The sequence below is a fragment of the Klebsiella michiganensis genome (genome assembly GCA_000963575.1).
In the GTDB taxonomy this organism is placed as follows: Bacteria; Pseudomonadota; Gammaproteobacteria; order Enterobacterales; family Enterobacteriaceae; genus Cedecea; species Cedecea michiganensis_A.
Window position 1 is genome coordinate 4,032,985 of sequence record CP011077.1, and the last position, 19,172, is coordinate 4,052,156.

Sequence of the window (19,172 nt, forward strand, 5' to 3'; positions counted from 1 at the left end):
CTGACTCAGAGCTATAGCCGGTCAAATTTGAACGTGAGTTACCCTGCACGTTGCCATAGCCTGCCATCAAGCCCGCCCCCCAGCGGTCGGTCTGATTGCTGGTGCCGTGCAGGAATTCGTTCCCCATCTGCGCGACATAGCGATTGGCGCTGGAGTTAATCTGGCCTTCCCCGGTATGGAAGCGGTTCTGCCCGCCTTCCTGACGCAGCCAGAAAGTACTGCGGGCCATGCCGCGCTCATCCAGTGGCGCACGGTATTCGGTGGCGCCTTCACGGTCATCCAGCGTCAGGTTAAACAGCGTATTCGCCGCCGTCAGGTTCACCAGATAGCTGCCAGCCTCAGGCCGATAAACCGGCACCGGCTCCGGTTCCGTTGGTTTCACCGGAGGCAGATTACTCATTGAAGTCAGATACCAGTTCTGCCCTTTCTGCACCAGGCTATAATCCCACGCCCCGGCGACAATACGCCCTGACTGGGTAAACGCCCCCGACGCGGAGTCGCCGCCCACGGTCACCACTTCAATGCCCTGCTCGGTTTGCGCGCCCTGGCCGCCGACATTACTCACGTTGAGCACGGTAGCGCCGGAAGTTGCCCCCTGAATCACCAGCTTGTCCGTGACGGAAGCGTCATCCCCCAACACGGTATTGACGTTCAACTGGCTGTCGGTGCCCCCGATGTAGTCGCCGCTAACATTAAGACGGTTGCCGGTAATGTTAGCGCTACGGGAGAGATTAACGATCCCGCTGTTATCCAGATCGCCATTTATCGTGAAACTGGCGGCGTCATCATTCCCCTGCAGCGGGCTGCCGACGGTCAGAGTGCTACCCGTTTCCAGCGTGGCCGCGCCGATACTCCCCGTCCCGGAGAGCAGGGTTGCGCTCTTAGCCGTGACATCACTGACCAAAGATCCCGTCACGTCCAGGCTACCTTCCGCCGGCGTGGTCGCACCGGTGTATGTGCTGTCGCCGGTCATGGTCAGCATCCCGCTGCCTAGCTTGGTCAGGTCGCCGCTCCCGGTCACGCCCTGATTGAGGGTGGTATTGAATCCCTGGGTGTCCAGCGTACCGCCCCCGCTTTCCAGCGTGATGGGGCGGTCTAAATCAAAGCTATTAGTTACCTGCAGCGTACCGCCGTCGAAGGTTAACAGACTGCTATCGGATCCCAGCGCGCCGTTCTGCGCAATCTGTAAGATGCCGTCATACAAAGTCCAGGGCGTGGCCGCCGCCGTGGTGTTGTTCAACACCCAGGTGCTGGCTCCCGTTTTATGGAAGTGCTCGAAGCCCTGGTACTGGGCACTGTCGCCAATATTGGCGGCATCAAACTGGCTGGCAGAGTCACCGCCCAAAATAAGCGTGTCGTCACCGGCCGTAGCCTGCACGGTGCCCTGGACGTTATAACCCGCCCTGAGCTCCAGGGAGTTTGTCCCGCCGGTGAACACAATAGCCTGCGAGCGGTTTTGCCCGTCGAAATCCATCCCTCCGGTGATTGTCCCGCTGTTGACGATGGTCATATCGCTGCCGCTGATCCCGACCCCGCCGGCACCAACATCTCCCACCCCGTTAATAGCACCTGCTGTACCAGGCTCTCCACCGTTACCGCCGGAAATCGTACCGGTATTAACAACGCTGCCGCCACCGGAGGTAATGCTGATCCCGGCGCCGCCGGCCCCGCCAGCATCCCCGCCGCCGCCGCCTCCACGGTTACCCGTCCCGCCGAGGATATCGCCATTATTTATGACCTGGCCGCCCGCGCCAATCAGCACGCCGCTCCCGCCTTCACCGCCGCTGCCGCCGTGGCTGGTATCCCCCCCGCTGCCGCCCCCGGTTCCCCCCAGGCCGCCGGTGATGCTGGCGCCAGCGTCGTTGGTCAGCGTGCCGTTGCCTTCGATGGACAAGCCGTTCCCGCCTTTTGCGCCGGTGCCGCCGTCGGACGTGGGGCTGTTACCGTTAGCCCCCGCGCCGCCATTACCCCCCACAAACGCGCCGTGGTTCGTCACATTCCCGGCTCCGACAATAGAGACCGCATCACCACCAGCCCCGCCTACGCCGCCACCGCCGGCAGAATCATCCCCGCCTTTACCACCGGTCACGACGCCGCTGGACTCATTAATCACGTCCCCGCCGCCATTGATTTCAATCCCGGTGCCGCCGGCACCGGAATCGCCGCCCTGAGAGGTACTTAAGTTGCCGCTACCGCCGCCGCGATTGCCAAGGCCACCGGTCACTTCGCCGAAGTTACTGACGCTGCCGCCACCTTCAAGCTCGATCCCGCTCCCACCTTTACCGCCGTCGCCGCCGTCCCCGCCGGTCAGGTTATCCCCGCTACTGTTGGAGTTCCCGCCGCCGCCGGTACCGGCATTGCCGCCGACGATATGGCCGCCGCTGTTATTGATGACCTTGCCGCTGCCCTCTACGGTGATCCCGCTCCCGCCATTACCGCCCGCAGAACCATAACCCACAACGCCGGTGCCCTGGCCAGACTCAACCGCCCCGCCGTTACCGCCGTCGCCGCCGTCGCCGCCCAGAATGCTGCCGCTGTTGGTTATCGTACTGGTGCCGCTCAGCCAGACCCCGCTCCCGCCGTCAGCCGCCTCACCGCCACTGCCCCCCACGCCGGTCACATTTTCGTTGTCTTCGGTATCGGCGTTAGCCGCCAGGCCGCCAGTCGCGCCATGCCCACCGGCAATCGTCCCGGTGTTAGTCACACTCCCGCCCTGGGTCAGCATGACACCGTCCCCTCCCGCACCGCCTGCCCCGCCACTGCCGCCGTGGAGGGTTTCGCCCGCTTCGGTCTGATCGTTCGCCGTGGCGCTCCCGGTGTTTCCCCCGTTGCCTCCATCGCCCCCGGTGATCGAGCCGCCATTGGTGTAGCTGCCCGCCCCGGTGATCAACACCCCGGCACCGCCGTCTCCGCCGTCGCCACCATTCCCCCCGTTACCCGCCTCGGGAACATCTGTGGTATTGCTGCCGCCGTTGCCTCCCCGGCCGCCGTTACCGCCTTTAATATCGCCGCTATTGTCACCGCTGCTGCCGTTCAGAACTTTCCCGGCAGAACCCCCGCCGCCGCCGCCGCCAGCGGAACCGTTGCCGGTAGTGGTGGAACCATCAGACTGGTGACCCTCCCCACCGGTTGCGGTGCCTGCGGGCAGCGAATTGGTTACGCCGTCAACGCTACCTGCGCCCCCATTCTCACCCTGGCTGCTGCTTTGCCCGCGATCCCCGGCCCCGCCATTACCGCCGTTGCCGCCGATACCGGTTGTAGTGTCCATTGTACCGCCCCCGCCGCCCTGAGCGCTGTCAGAAGCGGTAGCCGGGCCACCGGCCTGGCCATCGGCGGCAAATGTTAGCTGAGGGAAAGTACTTAATAAGGCGGCACCGATAGCTGTGGCAATCAAACGTCGCTTACCAGGGTTCTGTAATATATGGGGCATTTCCGTCCTCTTTAACTCTGCGGAGTTGTATTGATTCGAAATAGCAGAAACAGGCGTGCAACAATTTATTTAAAATTGCCTTCGGGTTTTAAAAGACGAGCGAAAATAACTTTCAAATGAAAGTAGAATTCATTTAAAAACTATTCTCGTGTTAAAAAAATGTAATTACAAAAACACCCAGATGGCGACAAAATTAACCTTTCACGGCTATCTCTTTCATGGATAAAATTCATTTCGGTGACTAATTTTAACACCATGAAAATAGACTTAAGTAAAATTAAATTGTATTACAATTTGATTTAGCGCATAGAACGAATAATCAGCGGAATTTCATTGAGAATATAAGTCGATAAAACCAGACAAGAGACAAGACATAAGATGTTGTTTTAACTAGAATTAACATCAAGGGCAGCATGAGGAAATGAAATTTAGAAAAACAGTGATTTACAGATTAATCCTATTAGCGAATTAACCTCAATTGTATTTTTGAAAGTAAAAACTGCATTTTGTCATCAAAAAATATTCACAAAAGACCCTACTTTAAATAGAACAAATATGCCACCACGATGTGGTGACAAGATAAAAACCCTCTATCTAATATTTTGTAAATGCGTCGCAATACCCCATTTAACCAATTCGATACAATCAGACTCAATATTCATGATGCTATAACTGCAGTTTTGATGCCCATATTTCCTGAGATCGTCGGTAATTAAAGCATCTTTCAATTGCCAGATGGCAACTTCCAAAGCATGGCCATGGCTCACCATAATAACAGTGTCATTATGGTGCCGTTTATTGAGCTCTTTCAGGCAGGAAAACAGCCGATGACTAACGTTATCCAGGCCTTCACCCGAAGAGATAGCCCGCTGCGGATCCCCCGATAGCAGGGCGTCAAATAACTCAGGATGCTGTTTTTGCGCCTCCGTAGCTTTCATCCCCTGAAGCAGCCCAAAATCACGTTCTTGCAGACGTTCATCCACGGTTATCAAACTGCGCAATTCTCTGGCCAGCACGCTCGCCGTGCCCTGGGCACGCCGCGCTGGTGAGGCGTAGATATGTGCGACGGAAAAATCGGCCAGGGCGGTAGCCAGCGCAAAGCTTTGCCGCAGCCCCCGCGCAGTGAGCTGGCTCTCCAGCCTTCCCTGAATAATGCCCTGCTGGTTCCCCTCGCTTTCGCCATGCCGTACCAGAATTGCCCGCACGCTCTTTCCTTTGTTAAAAATTTAATTTAGCATTTACTAAATTTAGAGTTATCTAAAGTAAAAACCATGACACCTGAACTTTACCAGCTCCAGTCCAGTGCGGATGACGCCGCAAAACTGCTAAAAGCCATGAGCAATCCCCGGCGTTTGCTGATCCTATGCCTGCTGCTCGACTCCCCAGGCACCGGGGCCGGAGAGCTGGCTGCTGCCGCAGGATTAAGCCCATCTGCAACTTCCCAACACCTGACGAAAATGAAGGATGAAGGACTCATAGAGCACCAGCGCAACGCTCAGCGAGTGCTCTACTTCATCAAAGATAGCGCAGTACGCGAAGTGATTGCGACGCTGAAAACCATTTACTGCCCCTAAGGAATAACCATGACTATTTCGTCCATCTTGCCAGAAGAAGCGAAAAAGCTTATTGCCAGCGGCGCCGCGCTGATCGATATTCGTGAACCGGATGAGCATGCCCGTGAAAACATTCCCGAAGCACATCTGATGCCGCTTTCAGCCATTGAAAACGGCGCCAGGCTGGGGCCGCTCGATCCGCACGACGTAGTGATTTTCCACTGCCAGTCCGGGATGCGTTCCTCCCAGCACGCTGAAAAGCTGGCGGCGCTTGCCGAACCGGCCCAGGTCATGCTGCTGGCAGGCGGCCTTGAGGCATGGAAAAAAGGCGGACAGGAGGTTCTGGCGGACAAAAGTCAGCCTCTGCCAATAATGCGGCAGGTACAGATTGTCGCGGGTACGTTAATCCTGCTGGGGATTGTGCTCGGGTACGCGGTTAATAACGGATTTTTCCTGCTTTCCGGCTTTGTCGGCGCAGGTCTACTGTTTGCAGGTGCCACCGGATTTTGCGGTATGGCGCGTTTACTTGCCTGGCTGCCCTGGAACCGGCGCTAGCCTATCCTGCTTTATCCGCCTTGATTTCTGATCTATGGTTATCAGGCGGCAAAACCGCATTAAATTCCCTTAGCATTCAGAGGTTTTTCTATGTTTAAACCAGGTGATGTGGTTCAGCCCAAGCAGGGCGGTCCTAAGCTGCAGGTGGTTGAGGTTCAGGGCGAGGATCTGATTTGCGTCCCGGCCGCAACCTTAGGCGCGGATAAACTGACGCTGAAGGCAGATTCGGTTTCGCTGTATCAGGAAGAAGGCGATTTCGGCGTTTGCTGATCAATAAAAAAACGGCGTGAGGTTAATCACGCCGTTCTTCTCAATAAAAGTGCCCCTATCCTTGTCGTCGCCATTCATAAACAACCGGGCACGGCGGCAATCCAGGCCAGCAATCAATAGCCCTTCTCATAACCCGCAAAGAAACATCGAACCACTACGTCCGCGTTGACCTCTTTAAGGAAGTCAGCCACCGACTCTTTATCCAGCTGATAGCGACGAGTCAGCACCCCGGCCTCCCAGGCGGCACGCTGGCGATCGCCGGTCTGCTCGGCCATATGGTGAGTAAAGCCCAGCACAAAACCGCGTTTGTAATCAGAACAAAAGCGCTCCACGTTAACCGCGCTGTCGGCCTGCCGGGCTTTCATTCCGGCCATCAGGCCCTTACCAAAATGGTTATCCATCAGCGACTCCTCATCACTCGCTATATAAATAATTATATAACGATTTGACGGGGGATGGGTATCCCTAAAACCCAGGGTTTTTGGGGGATTTAGTGCTTTAAGCTGCCGTTAAACCATCTTATTGATAAGCAATGAAAAATTAAAAATAGAACCACAAAATCAGGAAATGCCAGCGGCAAAGTGTGTTTCAACGCACTTTATCGACAAAAACCCTATAAATAAAAATTTATAGCTAATTGATGAAATCAATGCAGTGACATACTCTACTCTCAATAAATTACATGATTCATAACACTACCATTTAGCCTAAAAAGTAGCGCAAGCGACTACTTTTAAACCGGAGTCAACATTATGTTTTCCCCTGAGTCACGCTTGCGCCATGCAGCCGCAGATATTTTTGCAATGGTCGTGTATTGCTCGGTAGTGAACATGATGATTGAGATCTTTCTCTCAGGCATGACCTTCGAGCAGTCGCTCTCTTCCCGCCTGGTCGCCGTGCCGGTGAACATTATTATCGCCTGGCCCTATGGCTTCTATCGCGATGCCTTTATGCGCACCGCGCGTCGCCTGACCCCGGCCAGTTGGGCGAAAAATCTGGCGGACGTGTTGGCTTACGTCACCTTCCAGTCCCCGGTTTATGTGGTGATTTTATGGAGCGTAGGCGCTGACTGGCACCAGATTGTGGCTGCCGTGACGTCGAACCTGCTGGTATCGATGATGATGGGTGCCGCTTACGGCTACTTCCTGGATTTCTGCCGCCGTCTGTTTCGCGTCAGCGGTCAGATAGGTGTGAAAGCGGGCGCCTGAGTCCCGGCTCTCAAGGGCGACTGGCCTGAAAGCCAGTCGTTCGCTTATTCAGACTCGCCAAATAACCCTGTCAGGTATCTTTCCAGCGCAATACGGGAACTGAAGCCGTGCGGAATACCGTAGTGTTCGTGCGTTTCGCCAGCAAGATAGAGCGGAAACTGCTGGTAGTGATCGCAGGTTTTCATCTCTGAAGCCGGTTCGGCCAGCGACTGGCTGCGCTCTCTAAGAGTAGGGTGAATAATCAGGGCGGTGCGCCCCATGCGGGCTTCGCGGTTAACGTAAACATAATTCTCACCCCGACGATAGCCGTAGGTTTTTGCTGTTACCACATCCATGGTAAAACCCGATTTCTCAAGCACTCGGGCCACCTCATCCGGTCGTAAATACATAGATTTTCCTCGTCATCATTTACTGCATCGCAACCATACAATAAGCAGCATTGACAACGCTTTCGGAATTGTCCAGAAAGGTCAGCGAAGGCTTTGAGTCGCCCCATAACTAAAATCCATGGTCTACACTTAGCGGTACATCTTAGAAAGGGAGACAATAATGGCTAGCCGAGCAAACAAAAATAACGTTGACGATCAGGTAGACGAAATCAATAACGATGTCAGCCAGCTGGCGGATACGCTGGAAGATGTACTGAAGTCCTTCGGTAGTGACGCAAAAGATGAAGTTGATGCCGCACGTAAAAAAGCTGAAGCGCTTCTGAAAGAAACCCGGGCACGTATCAACGGCAATCAGGGTCGTGTGAAGCAGGCCGCGCGGGATGCCGTTGGCTGCGCAGATTCCTATGTTCGCGACAAACCATGGCAGAGCGTGGGTATTGGTGCGGCGGTGGGTATTTTCCTTGGGGCATTGCTGGTGTCACGCCGCTAACCCCAGGCGTTTAACAGTCGATAAATGAGACTAAATGCGCGTTGTAACCCCGGCTTCTTTCGCCGGGGTTTTTACTTTATGGCCAGCCTCAGCTGTCGCGCATAGCGCTGGGCCATTTCATACGAGGTGATATTGGTAAAGCTCAGCAGCAAACCGCCCGGCCCAGGATGTTCAATCCGCCAGTGACTTAGCGCCTGCACCGCAAGCCCCGCGGATCTGGCTTTATCCGCCACGGGTTTGTCATCCCCTTCGACGCCAATCACCATCTGAATGCCCCCGGCCTGAGGCACAACAACGAACCCCTGTTCGCTCAGTGCCTGCTCAAGCCACAGCCGTCGTTCAGCGTAGCGCTGGCGCATTTTTTTTAAGTGCCGCCAGAAATGCCCCTCCCGCAAGAAGTCGGCAATAGCCTGCTGAATAAGGATCGGGGCGGTACATGGCAGCCTGCTAGCCTGACGCTGAAAATCCTCTACCGCGTGGGAAGGCACGACCAGCCATGCGACTCGCAGGGCCGGAAACATCGATTTGCTGAAAGTCCCCGCGTAAATAACGCGCTGCGGACTGTCCAGGCTTTTTAGCGGCGGCAAGGGTTTGCCGTGGTAGCGAAACTCACTGTCGTAATCATCTTCCACGATCCAGCTTTGTTCCCGGCTGGCCCACTCCAGCAGCGCGTGTCGCCGCGAAAGAGAGAGCGCCACGCCTGACGGGCTTTGGTGTGCGGGCGTCAAAAGTGCAAAACGGGCATCGGGAAAATGGCTTACGCCGTAATCAACCCGCATGCCCTCGTCATCCACGGGGATCGCCCGGATGGCCATTCTGGCTTTTGCAAAATCAGGCCGAACAAAGCGGTAGCCCGGATCTTCCAGCCAGATGCCATCTCCGGGCCGCGCAAGCGTGGCGAGCACCAGGGCGATACCGGCCTGAAACCCAGAGGTAATAAAGATTTGTTCCGGCTGGCAGTCAATACTGCGGGAAAAGCGCAGGTAATCCACAATCGCCTGCTTCAATGAGGCTTCCCCGCTGGGTTCCGGCAGCATAAGATCGAAGCGAGTTTGTTGCCGTAACCGCCGCCCCATCAGCCTGGCCCAAATCGCGCGCGGGAAGAGATCCAGCGCGGGAAGGCCCATCTGAAAAGGCCTGGGCCCGCCCTGTGGATGAGCGGCTGAAAAACTTTGGCTGCCGGGATCGTGCTTCACCGACGGGCTCACGAAGGTGCCCGCCTGCCCACGCCGCTCCAGCCAGCCCTGAGCCACTAAGTCGCCATAGGCGTTCTCAACCGTGGCTCTGGCAACCCCTAACTCCAGCGCCAGAGTCCGACTGGAAGGCAGCCGGCTTCCTGCCGCCAGTTCACCGTTATTTATTGCCTGCTTTAGCTGACGGGCGATTTGCTGGTAGCGTGGCTGAGCCGGATGAGAGGCAACGGTGAGCGGCGCGAGTTTTTGCTTCATGGTCTGGTTTTATAGTTAATTTATGGCTCTCTTTGATAGTCCATCATAGTGGTAAATTGCCCTCACACCAACATGAGGAGCCACACCATGATCGAATTACGTCAGCCTTACTATGAACTCTCCCCTAACGTTATCAAACCGATGCGACAGGCGCTGCAGGGGCTGGAAAATGGCCCACTGAGTAACGAGCTTATTGAGCTGGTTTTCCTCCGTGTTTCGCAAATTAACGGCTGTGCTTATTGCCTGGAGATGCATGCCAAAGCGCTACGTAAATCCGGCGTGGATCAGGTGAAGCTGGACTCGCTGGCGGGCTGGAAAGTTAGCCATCAGTTTACCGAGAAAGAGCGTGCGGCGCTGGCGTGGGCAGAATCGCTCACCCTGATTGCCGAGATCAATGCCGAAGACGACGTGTACCAGCCGCTGTTAGAGTTTTTCAGCGCCGAGGAGATTGTTGATTTGACGCTGGCGGCCAGCATGATGAATGCGTTTAACCGCGTTGCGATTGGGATGCGGCAATAAGCTGGAATTTGTCTTTTAGATACAAACACGTTCTATATGGCCTGCCCAGGCTTAAACCGCAGCGTCGCTTCTGATTTTTTACCCTCACCCTAACCCTCTCCCTTAAAGGGAGAGGGAATAAACAATATTGCATGACATTTTTTCTCCCTCTCCCACAGGGGAGAGGGAAGCGTACGCAATCTATTCTGACCTGTTGTTTTCTCCCTCGCCCTACTCCATCCCAGGAAGGGAGAGGGAATAAACAATATTGCATGACATTTTTTCTCCCTCTCCCCCAGGGGAGAGGGACGGGGTGAGGAGGTATCAGCGGAATGGCGTAATCTCTTTGACATATCCACCATGTGATACTGATTAACTAGTGAACGGAACCTTAACCGCTCTTTCACAGATAGAGGCTCTTTGTGCCGAAGAAGCCCCCCTTCCCCTACACTTTTCAACCCCCTACAAAAAAGATCAAAAACACTATATGTAGAGTGGTTGCAAATTTTATAATCAACATCTAGTATTTCTTTCAGTTAGAACACACTGCCCGCAGTTAACTTTATGCGGCGTTCCATTATTCTAAAGGGAAATACGAATCATGCGCATTACTATTTACACTAAAGAAGACTGCGTTCAATGCCATGCCACAAAACGGGCTATGGAGAGCCGCGGTTTTACTTTCGAGATGGTTAATCTCGATCAGTTTCCTGAGGCGGTCGACGATCTGAAAGCCAAAGGCTTCCGCCAGTTGCCGGTCGTGGTGACCGAAGCAGAAAGCTGGAGCGGTTTTCGCCCGGATATGATCAACCGCCTGTGCGTTGCCGCCGGCGCATGAGCACCCTCGTCTACTTCTCCAGCGAGTCGGAAAATACCCTGCGTTTTATTGAACGCCTTGGGCTGCCCGCCTTGCGCATTCCCCTGGACGTGAAAGCGCGCCTGGAAGTGACGGAACCCTACATTTTAATCGTGCCCAGCTATGGCGGCGGCGGTATTGCCGGAGCGGTACCGCCGCAGGTGATCCGCTTCCTTAACAACCCGAAAAATCGCGCGCTGATCCGCGGCGTGATTGCCAGCGGCAACCGCAACTTTGGCGAAGGTTTTTGCCGGGCCGGGGACGTTATTTCACAGAAATGCCAGGTGCCCTACCTCTACCGTTTTGAGCTACTGGGCACCCCGCAAGACATCGACAACGTGCGTAAGGGAGTAAGCGAATTTTGGCAACGACAGAAGCAGTCCGTTTAGCAACGGAAAGCGTGGACTACCACGCCCTCAACGCCATGCTCAACCTCTATGACAAAGAGGGAAACATCCAGTTTGAGAAAGACAAACAGGCCGTAGAAAGCTTCTTCGCGCAGCACGTCTTGCCGAACACCGTGAGCTTCCCCTGCCTGCAGGCGAAGCTGGACTATCTGGTGGCTGAACACTACTACGACGATGCCGTACTGACCCGCTATTCACGCCCGTTTGTCCTTGAGCTGTTCGATCGTGCCCACGGCAGTGGCTTCCAGTTCCAGACCTTTTTAGGCGCGTGGAAGTACTACACCAGCTACACCCTGAAAACCTGGGACGGGAAACAGTATCTTGAACATTTCCCGGATCGCGTTTGCATGGTAGCGCTGACCCTGGCGCAGGGAGATGAGCAGCTTGCCACACGCCTGATGGAAGAGATGCTAAGCGGCCGTTTCCAGCCCGCAACGCCAACGTTCCTCAACTGCGGCAAAAAACAGCGGGGAGAACTGGTTTCCTGCTTCCTGCTGCGTATTGAGGACAACATGGAGTCGATTGGCCGCGCGGTTAACTCGGCGCTCCAGCTTTCCAAGCGCGGCGGCGGCGTCGCCTTCCTGCTTTCCAACCTGCGTGAAGCCGGGGCACCCATCAAACGCATCGAAAACCAGTCTTCCGGGGTTATCCCGGTAATGAAGATGCTGGAAGACGCGTTTTCCTACGCCAACCAGCTTGGCGCGCGCCAGGGCGCGGGCGCGGTTTACCTTAACGCACACCACCCGGATATTCTGCGCTTTCTCGATACCAAGCGGGAAAACGCTGACGAAAAGATCCGCATTAAAACGCTGTCCCTCGGGGTCACTGTCCCGGACATTACCTTCCAGCTCGCCAAAACCAATCAGCAGATGGCGCTGTTTTCTCCTTATGACGTGGAGCGTATTTACGGCAAGCCGTTTGGCGACATCAGCGTCAACGACCTGTATCAGGAGATGGTGGACGACGACCGCATTCGCAAAAGCTGGATTAACGCCCGCGATTTCTTCCAGACGCTGGCGGAAATCCAGTTTGAGTCAGGCTACCCGTACATTATGTTTGAGGACACGGTTAACCGGGCCAACCCGATTGCCGGGCGCATCAACATGAGCAACCTTTGCTCGGAAATCTTGCAGGTGAACAGCGCGTCGACCTACGATGAAAACCTTGATTACGCCCAGACGGGCAAAGACATCTCCTGCAACCTTGGCTCGCTGAACATCGCGCATACGATGGATTCTACGGATTTTGGCCGCACCGTGGAGACCGCCATTCGCGGCCTGACGGCGGTGTCGGATATGAGCCATATTCGCTCGGTGCCGTCGGTCGAAGCGGGGAATGCCGCCTCTCACGCCATTGGTCTCGGGCAAATGAACCTGCACGGCTACCTGGCGCGCGAGGGCATTGCCTACGGCTCACCGGAAGGGCTGGATTTCACCAATATTTATTTTTACACCATCACCTGGCACGCACTTCGCGCTTCCTGTGCACTGGCCCGCGAACGGCATCAGCGTTTTGCAGGCTTTGAACAGTCCCGGTACGCCAGCGGCGAATACTTCCGCCAGTACCTGGAACAAACATGGGAGCCAAAAACCGAGAAAGTCCGAACGCTGTTTGCCAAAGCGGGGATTGCAATTCCAACCCGAGAACAGTGGCAGCAGCTAAGCGACGACGTGCGCGAATACGGCCTGTACAACCAGAATCTGCAGGCTATCCCGCCGACGGGCTCTATCTCTTATATCAACCACGCCACCTCAAGCATCCACCCGATTGTCTCCAGGGTAGAGATTCGCAAAGAGGGCAAGACCGGGCGCGTGTACTACCCCGCCCCGTTTATGACCAACGACAATCTTGAGTTTTACCAGGACGCCTACGACATCGGCCCGGAAAAGATTATCGACACTTACGCCGAGGCCACCCGACACGTTGACCAGGGGCTTTCACTGACGCTGTTCTTCCGCGATACCGCCACCACCCGCGACATTAATAAAGCGCAGATTTATGCCTGGAAGAAAGGCATTAAAACGCTCTACTACATTCGTCTGCGGCAGCTGGCGCTGGAAGGCACCGAGGTGCAGGGCTGCGTGTCCTGCGCGCTATAACGCGAAAGTACAAGGAAAGAAAATGACGCAACTGACGCGCGTAAGCGCCATCAACTGGAACAAAATCGAGGATGACAAAGACCTCGAGGTCTGGAACCGCCTGACCAGTAACTTCTGGCTACCGGAGAAAGTGCCGCTCTCCAATGACATTCCGGCCTGGCAATCGCTCAGCGAACAGGAACAGCAGCTCGTAATCCGCGTGTTTACCGGACTGACGTTGCTGGACACCATTCAAAATACCGTGGGTGCCCCTGCGCTAATGGCCGATTCGCTGACGCCACACGAAGAGGCGGTGATGTCGAATATCAGCTTTATGGAGGCGGTGCACGCCCGTTCCTACAGCTCGATCTTTTCCACGCTCTGCCAGACCAAAGACGTGGACGCCGCCTACGACTGGAGCGAGCAAAACGACGCCCTGCAGCGTAAAGCCGCGATTATTCTGGGCCATTACCGTGACAACGATCCGCTGAAGAAGAAGATTGCCAGCGTGTTCCTTGAATCCTTCCTGTTTTACTCCGGCTTCTGGCTGCCGATGTATTACTCCAGCCGCGGCAAGCTGACTAATACTGCCGATTTAATCCGGCTTATTATTCGCGATGAGGCGGTGCACGGCTATTACATCGGCTACAAGTACCAGAAGGCGCTGGCGCAGCAAAGCGCAGAACGCCAGACCGAGCTGCAAAACTTCGCCCTCGATCTGCTGATGGATCTCTACGATAACGAGCTGGCGTACAGCGAAACGCTTTATCGTGAGCTGGGCTGGGAAGACGAGGTGAAAGCGTTTCTAAGCTACAACGCCAATAAAGCCCTGATGAACCTGGGCTACCAGGCGCTGTTCCCGGCGGAGATGGCGGAAGTTAATCCGGCCATTCTTGCCGCGCTTTCTCCCAATGCCGATGAGAACCACGATTTCTTCTCCGGATCGGGCTCCTCTTATGTGATGGGCAAGGCCGTGGAAACCGAGGACGAGGACTGGGATTTCTAGTAATCTGGCCGCTGAGCATTTTGCGAGGTGGCCTATGTCGTTATTTCGTTGTTCTGTTTTCGCGCTGCTTTGCGGCAGCGCCCCCTTAGCCCTTGGCGCCCCGCTGCTGCTGGACACGGCACAGCTGGCGCACAGTAAGCAAGAGATTAGCCAGCAAAACCCGGCATTGATGCCCGCCTGGCAAGCCCTCAAACATAAAGCCGACCAGGCGCTTATTCATCCGCTCTACAGTATCACCCAAAAAAGCCCCGGCTCGCCGGCAGGCAATCCCCACGACTATTACAGCTTTTCAGACTACTGGTGGCCCGATCCTAAAAGCCCCGACGGCCTGCCGTGGGTGCGAAAAGATGGCCAGATAAATCCCGTCGCCGTGGGCAAGCAAAGCGACAAAGCCCGGCTAAACAGCATGACGGACGACGTGTGGAATCTGGCGCTGGCCTGGCAGCTTTCCGGCAAAGACGCTTATGCGGAGAAAGCCCGCCAGCAACTGGTGAACTGGTTTATCACGCCAGAAACCCGGATGACGCCGAATCTCACTCACGCCCAGACTATTCCCGGGCGAAAAAGCGTGCGCGGTACCGGCATTCTCGACGGGCGTGGCTTTGTGCGGCTGATCGATGCCATTGAACTGCTGCACGACGGCGGCCAGCTGGACGATAAAACCTGGCGCTCCCTCAGGCAGTGGTATCGCGATTATTATCAGTGGCTGACCACCAGCGAAAACGGCAAAAAAGAGGCCGTGGCTGAAAATAACCACGGCACATGGTATGACGTTCAGGCCGCCGCCATTGCCCTGTGGCTGGGAGATAAAGAGGCGGCAAAACAGCGTTTGATTTCTGCCACGCAGCGCATTCCGGTTCAGTTTGATGCCAAAGGCGTGCCGGTGACCGAAATTGAGCGCACGCGCTCCTGGCACTACAGCAACTTTATTCTGGATGCCTGGAACACGTTAGGACTGCTGGGTGAAAAGGTTGGGGTCAACGTCTGGCAGGCAAAAAGCGGTGAGCACAGCCTGCAAAATGGTTACCTGTATATCGCTCAGTTTGTCGATAGCCAAACCCCCTGGCCTTACCCGAATATAGAGCCGTTCAAGCCCGATGAAGCGCTGGAAAATATTATCACCGCCGCACATGCCTGGCGGGAAAATAATGTCTTCAAAGACAAAGCAAAATGGCTGCTTAGCAGGAATAAAACTGCCGTTATTAATTTGATCACTCAACCGTAATATGCCTGTCATTTCAGCCTGAATTATCCACATTCAGGCTGAAATTCATCCTCGTTGACAAAAAATATCTCACCGAATTTATTCCTCCTCAGGCCAGTGCTCACGGGAAATCTCGCCCGCACTCACCGCATGGATATTTTGATATCACAAAACCGAGGGTTGCCTCAGATTCTTAGTATGTTAGGGTATATACCGGTCAATATTTCCATCAGGAATCATCTATAAATAAATCAAATACAGGAAACCGCTTATTGCATGGCAATTAAATTAGAAGTGAAGAATTTATATAAAGTATTTGGCGAACATCCGCAGCGCGCATTCAAATACATAGACAAAGGCATTTCCAAGAGTGAATTATTGGAAAAAACGGGTCTGTCGCTTGGCGTGAAAGACGCCAGTCTGGCCATTGAAGAAGGCGAGATTTTTGTCATCATGGGGTTATCCGGCTCAGGAAAATCCACCATGGTTCGCCTTCTCAATCGCCTGATTGAACCCACCCGTGGACAGGTACTGATTGACGGCATTGATATTGCCAAAATATCAGAATCAGAACTCCGCGAGGTGCGCAAAAAAAAGATCGCAATGGTCTTCCAGTCCTTTGCTTTAATGCCGCATATGACGGTGTTAAATAATGCCGCCTTCGGTATGGAGCTTGCGGGAATTCCGGTCAAAGAACGGCATGAAAAGCGCTTGATGCGCTGCGTCAAGTCGGGCTTGAGAATTATGCCCATGCTTATCCCGATGAGCTATCCGGCGGCATGCGTCAGCGTGTGGGTTTAGCCCGTGCGCTGGCTATTAATCCAGACATATTACTTATGGATGAAGCATTCTCCGCGCTCGATCCATTAATTCGCACCGAAATGCAGGACGAATTAATAAAACTACAGGCAAAACATCAGCGCACTATCGTGTTTATTTCCCACGACCTCGATGAAGCCATGCGCATTGGCGACCGTATTGCCATTATGCAAGGCGGTGAAGTGGTGCAGGTCGGCACGCCGGATGAAATTCTTAATAATCCGGCCAATGATTATGTGCGCACCTTCTTCCGCGGCGTGGACATCAGCCAGGTGTTTAGCGCCAAAGATATCGCCCGCCGTAGCCCGGCTGGCCTGCTGCGTAAAACCACAGGCTTTGGGCCACGCTCGGCGCTTAAGCTGCTGCAGGATGATGACCGTGAATATGGTTATGTCATTGAACGCGGACAGAAATTCCTTGGGATTGTCTCCACCGATTCGCTTAAAGCGTCGCTGGCGGCGGGCGAAGGCCTGGACCATGCGTTTCTGGCATCTCCAGAGGCGGTATCCGCAGAAACATCTCTGAGCGATCTGCTCTCTCATGTCGGCCAGGCTCCGTGTGCGGTGCCGGTGGTCAGTGAAGAGGGACAGTACGTGGGCATCATCTCAAAAGGGGTGCTGCTTCAGGCATTAGATCGTGAGGGGGCAAGTCAATGAGTGACGCAACAAATCCGTGGGATACCGGCAGCGCGGCAACAGACGCCGCAACCAGTCAGGCAGCAGGTTCTGCAGACGCATGGGGCGCTCCGGCGTCGGATGCGGCCACCAGTGGGGGGGCAGACTGGCTGAACTCAGCGCCGACAACGGCGCCTGAGCATTTCAATATTCTGGATCCGTTCCACAAAACACTGATCCCCCTGGACAGCTGGGTCACCGAGGGGATCGACTGGGTGGTCACCCATTTCCGCCCGGTGTTCCAGGGCATTCGCGTGCCGGTGGATTACATTCTTAGCGGCTTTCAGCAGCTGCTTTTAGGAATGCCCGCGCCGGTCGCGATTATCGTCTTTGCGCTGATTGCCTGGCAAATGTCCAGCCTCGGCATGGGCGTCGCCACGCTGATCTCGCTGGTCGCCATTGGCGCGATTGGAGCCTGGTCTCAGGCGATGGTGACCCTGGCGCTGGTGTTAACTGCCCTGCTGTTTTGTATGGTTCTCGGCCTGCCCCTGGGCATTTGGCTGGCGCGCAGCGAACGTGCGGCAAAAATTGTTCGTCCACTACTGGATGCGATGCAGACCACCCCGGCGTTTGTTTACCTGGTGCCTATCGTGATGCTGTTTGGCATCGGTAACGTCCCGGGCGTGGTCGTCACCATTATCTTCGCCCTGCCGCCGATTGTGCGCCTGACTATCCTGGGCATTAAGCAGGTGCCGGAAGATTTGGTCGAGGCGGCGCGCTCATTCGGTGCCAGCCCGCGCCAGATGCTGTTCAAAGTACAGCTCCCGCTGGCAATGCCCACCATTATGGCCGGCGTCAACCAGACACTGATGCTGGCGCTGTCGATGGTTGTTATCGCGTCGATGATTGCCGTGGGCGGACTCGGCCAGATGGTTCTGCGCGGCATTGGCCGCCTCGATATGGGTCTGGCCACGGTCGGTGGCGTGGGGATCGTGATCCTCGCCATTATTCTCGACCGCCTGACTCAGTCCATTGGGCGCGATTCTCGCTCCCGTGGCAACCGCCGCTGGTATACCACCGGCCCTCTGGGTCTCGTGACCCGTCCCTTCATTAAGTAAGCCTGGCGGCGGCTTAGGCCGCCCCTCGCCCCTTCACCATTAAAAAGGAATAACGATGCGACACAACGCTATTTTAGCCACAGCTCTTGCGACACTCGTTACCACCAGCGCTTTTGCCGCCGATCTGCCGGGCAAAGGCATTACCGTTCAGCCCGTACAGAGCACCATCGCCGAAGAAACCTTCCAGACGCTACTGGTCAGCCGCGCGCTGGAAAAAATGGGCTACACCGTGAATAAACCAAGTGAGGTGGACTACAACGTCGGTTACACCTCGATAGCCTCCGGCGACGCCACTTTCACCGCCGTTAACTGGCAGCCACTGCACGACGATATGTACGCCGCCGCAGGCGGTAGCAAGAAATTCTACCGGGAAGGCACCTTCGTGACCGGCGCCGCGCAGGGCTACCTTATTGATAAGAAAACCGCCGATCGGTATCACATCACCAATATTGAGCAGCTCAAAGACCCGAAAATCGCCAAACTGTTCGACAGCAACGGCGACGGCAAAGCCGACATGATGGGCTGCACCCCGGGTTGGGGCTGCGAGGCGGTGATTAACCACCAGAATGAAGCCTATAAGCTGGCGAACACCGTGACCGTTAACCACGGCAACTACTCGGCGATGATGGCCGACACTATTGCGCGCTTTAAGGAAGGTAAACCGGTGCTGTATTACACCTGGACGCCGTACTGGGTGAGCGATGTGCTGAAGCCGGGTAAAGATGTGGTGTGGCTGCAGGTGCCATTCTCTTCTCTGCCGGGTGAGCAGAAAAATATCGATACCAAACTGCCTAACGGGGCAAACTACGGATTCCCGGTGAACACCATGCACATTGTGGCCAACAAGGCCTGGGCCGAGAAGAATCCGCAGGCAGCGAAACTGTTTGCCGTTATGAAGCTGCCGCTGGCGGACATTAACGCCCAGAATGCGATGATGCATAACGGTAAGTCTTCCGAAGCCGACATTAACGGCCACGTAGACGGCTGGATTAAGGCGCACCAGGCGCAGTTTGACGGCTGGGTGAATGAGGCGTTAGCGGCGAAATAAACCGCCCCTCACCCTAACCCTCTCCCCAAAAGGGAGAGGGGATAAACAGATAAATATCTTTTCTTTCCTCCCTCTTCTATCCCTTCCCGGACGAGACCGTCCCTCACCCTAACCCTCTCCCCCAAGGGAGAGGGGACAAACGGACAAACATCTTTTCTCTGCTTCTTCTTCTCTCCCTTCC

The 19,172-nt window shown here is 55.3% G+C and carries 17 protein-coding genes and 2 pseudogenes; 14 read left to right on the forward strand and 5 right to left on the reverse strand.

Going from position 1 to position 19,172, the window contains the following annotated elements:
• Window positions 1-1,567: 1,567 nt before the first annotated feature.
• Both VW41_18590 and VW41_18595 read right to left on the reverse strand, forming a co-directional pair.
• Window positions 1,568-3,286: pseudogene (locus VW41_18590) on the reverse strand (hypothetical protein).
• A gap of 734 nt (window positions 3,287-4,020) precedes the next feature.
• Window positions 4,021-4,635: a phosphoglycerate mutase gene (locus VW41_18595; GenBank protein AJZ90876.1), complete on the reverse strand. Its 615-nt coding sequence runs from the start codon at window positions 4,633-4,635 to the stop codon at window positions 4,021-4,023.
• A 66-nt stretch (window positions 4,636-4,701) separates the two neighbouring features.
• On the opposite strand from VW41_18595, the gene VW41_18600 reads away from it, so the two are divergent.
• The 3 genes from VW41_18600 to VW41_18610 all read left to right on the forward strand — a co-directional run bounded on the left by VW41_18600 (window position 4,702) and on the right by VW41_18610 (window position 5,808).
• Complete coding sequence (locus VW41_18600; GenBank protein ID AJZ90877.1) at window positions 4,702-5,004, forward strand: transcriptional regulator; 303 nt, start codon at window positions 4,702-4,704, stop codon at window positions 5,002-5,004.
• Window positions 5,005-5,013: 9 nt separating this feature from the next.
• The gene (locus tag VW41_18605; GenBank protein AJZ90878.1) at window positions 5,014-5,538 is read left to right on the forward strand and encodes a membrane protein; all 525 of its coding nucleotides are present in this window, start codon (window positions 5,014-5,016) and stop codon (window positions 5,536-5,538) included.
• A gap of 90 nt (window positions 5,539-5,628) precedes the next feature.
• Entirely contained in the window at window positions 5,629-5,808 is a 180-nt protein-coding gene (locus VW41_18610; protein AJZ90879.1) for a hypothetical protein, read from the forward strand.
• Between the two features lie 113 nt (window positions 5,809-5,921).
• Here VW41_18610 and VW41_18615 read toward each other — a convergent pair whose 3' ends face one another.
• The gene (locus VW41_18615) at window positions 5,922-6,209 is read right to left on the reverse strand and encodes a hypothetical protein (GenBank protein AJZ90880.1); all 288 of its coding nucleotides are present in this window, start codon (window positions 6,207-6,209) and stop codon (window positions 5,922-5,924) included.
• Between the two features lie 351 nt (window positions 6,210-6,560).
• On the opposite strand from VW41_18615, the gene VW41_18620 reads away from it, so the two are divergent.
• On the forward strand, window positions 6,561-7,016 hold the full coding sequence (locus VW41_18620) for an alanine transporter (protein AJZ90881.1): 456 nt from the start codon (window positions 6,561-6,563) through the stop codon (window positions 7,014-7,016).
• Between the two features lie 44 nt (window positions 7,017-7,060).
• Here the strand turns inward: VW41_18620 and VW41_18625 are convergent, their stop codons facing one another.
• Entirely contained in the window at window positions 7,061-7,405 is a 345-nt protein-coding gene (locus VW41_18625) for a hypothetical protein (protein ID AJZ90882.1), read from the reverse strand.
• A 160-nt stretch (window positions 7,406-7,565) separates the two neighbouring features.
• On the opposite strand from VW41_18625, the gene VW41_18630 reads away from it, so the two are divergent.
• Window positions 7,566-7,895 (forward strand): membrane protein, encoded by a 330-nt coding sequence (locus VW41_18630; protein ID AJZ90883.1) that lies wholly within the window; start codon window positions 7,566-7,568, stop codon window positions 7,893-7,895.
• A 71-nt stretch (window positions 7,896-7,966) separates the two neighbouring features.
• Here the strand turns inward: VW41_18630 and VW41_18635 are convergent, their stop codons facing one another.
• Entirely contained in the window at window positions 7,967-9,343 is a 1,377-nt protein-coding gene (locus tag VW41_18635; protein AJZ90884.1) for a DeoR faimly transcriptional regulator, read from the reverse strand.
• Between the two features lie 87 nt (window positions 9,344-9,430).
• Here VW41_18635 and VW41_18640 point away from each other — a divergent pair, with 87 nt between their 5' ends.
• From VW41_18640 to proX, 9 genes and pseudogenes are all read left to right on the forward strand, one after another.
• Complete coding sequence (locus tag VW41_18640) at window positions 9,431-9,862, forward strand: alkylhydroperoxidase (protein AJZ90885.1); 432 nt, start codon at window positions 9,431-9,433, stop codon at window positions 9,860-9,862.
• A gap of 580 nt (window positions 9,863-10,442) precedes the next feature.
• Window positions 10,443-10,679, forward strand: coding sequence for a glutaredoxin (locus tag VW41_18645; GenBank protein AJZ90886.1), 237 nt, complete (start codon window positions 10,443-10,445; stop codon window positions 10,677-10,679).
• On the forward strand, window positions 10,676-11,086 hold the full coding sequence (gene nrdI / locus VW41_18650; GenBank protein AJZ90887.1) for a ribonucleotide reductase stimulatory protein: 411 nt from the start codon (window positions 10,676-10,678) through the stop codon (window positions 11,084-11,086). The genes VW41_18645 and nrdI overlap by 4 nt, the downstream gene beginning before the upstream one ends.
• Window positions 11,059-13,203, forward strand: coding sequence for a ribonucleotide-diphosphate reductase subunit alpha (locus tag VW41_18655; GenBank protein ID AJZ90888.1), 2,145 nt, complete (start codon window positions 11,059-11,061; stop codon window positions 13,201-13,203). The genes nrdI and VW41_18655 overlap by 28 nt, the downstream gene beginning before the upstream one ends.
• Before the next feature lie 22 nt (window positions 13,204-13,225).
• Complete coding sequence (locus VW41_18660) at window positions 13,226-14,188, forward strand: ribonucleotide-diphosphate reductase subunit beta (GenBank protein ID AJZ90889.1); 963 nt, start codon at window positions 13,226-13,228, stop codon at window positions 14,186-14,188.
• A gap of 64 nt (window positions 14,189-14,252) precedes the next feature.
• Window positions 14,253-15,413: an alginate lyase gene (locus VW41_18665; protein ID AJZ92022.1), complete on the forward strand. Its 1,161-nt coding sequence runs from the start codon at window positions 14,253-14,255 to the stop codon at window positions 15,411-15,413.
• A 255-nt stretch (window positions 15,414-15,668) separates the two neighbouring features.
• Window positions 15,669-16,867, forward strand: a pseudogene (locus VW41_18670) (glycine/betaine ABC transporter ATP-binding protein).
• Window positions 16,864-17,943, forward strand: a complete 1,080-nt coding sequence (locus VW41_18675; protein ID AJZ90890.1) for a glycine/betaine ABC transporter permease — start codon at window positions 16,864-16,866, stop codon at window positions 17,941-17,943. The pseudogene VW41_18670 and the gene VW41_18675 overlap by 4 nt, the downstream one beginning before the upstream one ends.
• Window positions 17,944-17,998: 55 nt before the next feature.
• The gene (gene proX / locus VW41_18680; protein AJZ90891.1) at window positions 17,999-18,991 is read left to right on the forward strand and encodes a glycine/betaine ABC transporter substrate-binding protein; all 993 of its coding nucleotides are present in this window, start codon (window positions 17,999-18,001) and stop codon (window positions 18,989-18,991) included.
• Window positions 18,992-19,172: the final 181 nt, after the last annotated feature.